Source organism: Burkholderia sp. E168m23 (genome assembly GCF_016586125.1).
GTDB lineage: Bacteria > Pseudomonadota > Gammaproteobacteria > Burkholderiales > Burkholderiaceae > Burkholderia > Burkholderia orbicola.
Genome location: NZ_BCPP01001063.1, coordinates 1 through 2,274, shown reverse-complemented (window position 1 = coordinate 2,274; position 2,274 = coordinate 1). Strand labels below are relative to the sequence as shown.

Sequence of the window (2,274 nt, the reverse complement as noted above, 5' to 3'; positions counted from 1 at the left end):
TCGATATTGAGGCGGCTATGCGGCGTTGCATGCGCAACTGAATGAAAAATCCGGGAGTCAAGTCAAACAAAATGTTTTATGTTTCGCCGGAACCCTTGTCCCGTCTGTCGCGCGCGGATTATCTCCATGAAATGTTCAGTGGTTTGATCGGGCGCTTCACATGGGGAAAACGATAATGATAAAAATACCGCACTGCGGCAGAATCTGGAGACGCCTCTCCAGAGCATGACGGCCCGGCTCGCAGCCGGCACGCCGCGCGCGAGCAGGATTTCACGATTGACGCTCACGAATCACCGGTAAGGCAGGTAATGACAGCATCGAAAAATTCGTCGACGTCCGCGCATGCGGGCACTTCCGCGGGCAGCACCGGTTTCGATCCGGCCGCCCAGCCGATGCAGCAGATGTTCGAGTCGTGGTTGAACGCGTGGCGTGGTTTTGCCGATCCGGCGCGTGCCGCGACGGCCTCGGCCACCGTCAATCCGTTCGCGACATTCCAGTTCCCGACGTCGTTTCCGTTTCAACTGCCGTCGATGCCCGACTTCGGCGCGATGGCGTCGCCGTTCGCGGGGCTGAAGCTGCCGGTCGCCGCGATTCCGCCCGAACGGCTCCAGGCATTGCAGGCCGACTACGCGCGCGATTGCATGACGCTGATGCAGCAGGCGGCCGCCGCGAAGCTCGAGTCGCCGGAGTTGAAAGACCGCCGCTTCAGCGGCGACGCATGGAAGGCGTCGCCCGCGCATGCGTTCGCGGCTGCGTGGTATCTGCTCAACGCGCGCTATCTGCAGGAACTGGCCGACGCGCTTCAGACCGATCCGAAGACGCGCGAGCGCATCCGCTTCACGGTCCAGCAATGGACGGCCGCCGCCGCGCCGAGCAACTTCCTCGCACTCAATCCCGATGCACAGAAATCGATCCTCGAGACGCAGGGCGAAAGCCTGCGGCAGGGGATGATGAACCTGCTCGGCGACCTGCAGCGCGGCAAGATTTCGCAGACCGACGAATCGCAGTTCGTGGTCGGCAAGAACCTCGGGTGTACCGCGGGCGCGGTCGTGTACGAGAACGACCTGATCCAGCTGATCCAGTACACGCCGAAGACGGACAAGGTGTTCGAGCGGCCGCTGCTGATCGTGCCGCCGTGCATCAACAAGTTCTACATCCTCGACCTGCAACCCGAGAATTCGCTCGTCGCGCACGCGCTGTCGAACGGCCATCAGGTATTCCTCGTGTCGTGGCGCAACGCGGATGCGTCGGTCGCGCACAAGACGTGGGACGACTACATGAACGAAGGGCTGCTCGCGGCGATCGACGCGGTGCAGCAGATCAGCGGCCGCGAGCAGATCAACACGCTCGGCTTCTGCGTCGGCGGCACGATGCTCGCGACCGCGCTCGCGGTGCTCGCCGCCCGCGGCGAACATCCGGCCGCATCGATGACGCTGCTCACCGCGATGCTCGACTTCACCGACACGGGCATCCTCGACGTGTTCGTCGACGAGGCGCACGTGCAGATGCGCGAGCAGACCATCGGCGGCAAGAACGGTACGCAACCGGGGCTGATGCGCGGCATGGAGTTCGCGAACACGTTCTCGTTCCTGCGGCCGAACGATCTGGTGTGGAACTACGTCGTCGACAACTACCTGAAGGGCCGCACGCCCGCGCCGTTCGACCTGCTGTACTGGAACAGCGATTCGACGAGCCTGCCGGGCCCGATGTACGCGTGGTACCTGCGCCATACCTATCTCGAAAACAAGCTGCGCGAACCGGGTGCGTTGACCGTGTGCGGCGAATCGGTCGACCTGTCGCTGATCGACGTGCCGACCTTCATCTACGGGTCGCGCGAGGATCACATCGTGCCGTGGCAGACCGCCTACGCATCGACGTCGATCCTGTCGGGTCCGCTGAAATTCGTGCTCGGCGCATCGGGGCACATCGCGGGCGTGATCAATCCGCCGGCGAAGAAGAAGCGCAGCTACTGGGTCAACGAGGGCGACCTGCCCGAATCCGCGGACGACTGGTTTGCCGGGGCGACCGAGCAGCCGGGAAGCTGGTGGACGACGTGGGTCGAGTGGCTCGACGCGTACGGCGGCCGCAAGGTCGCGCCGCCGGCCCAGCCGGGTTCCGCGCAATTCCCGGTGATCGAGCCGGCGCCCGGGCGCTACGTGTTGCAGCGCGATTGACGAAAACCGGACAGCGGCGCACGCTGTCCGGTGCACCGCAGTTTTTTTAACAGGGCCGGTAACGATGCGCCGTGTCGTGCGGGCCTGGAGGAAAGGGAAA

1 protein-coding gene is annotated in these 2,274 nt (G+C 64.0%); it reads left to right on the top strand.

Going from position 1 to position 2,274, the window contains the following annotated elements:
• The first annotated feature begins 308 nt into the window (after positions 1–308).
• Positions 309–2,174 carry a class I poly(R)-hydroxyalkanoic acid synthase gene (phaC, locus tag JMF90_RS34025; protein ID WP_027806063.1) on the top strand — a complete coding sequence of 622 codons (1,866 nt, stop codon included), beginning with the start codon at positions 309–311 and terminating at the stop codon, positions 2,172–2,174.
• Positions 2,175–2,274: the final 100 nt, after the last annotated feature.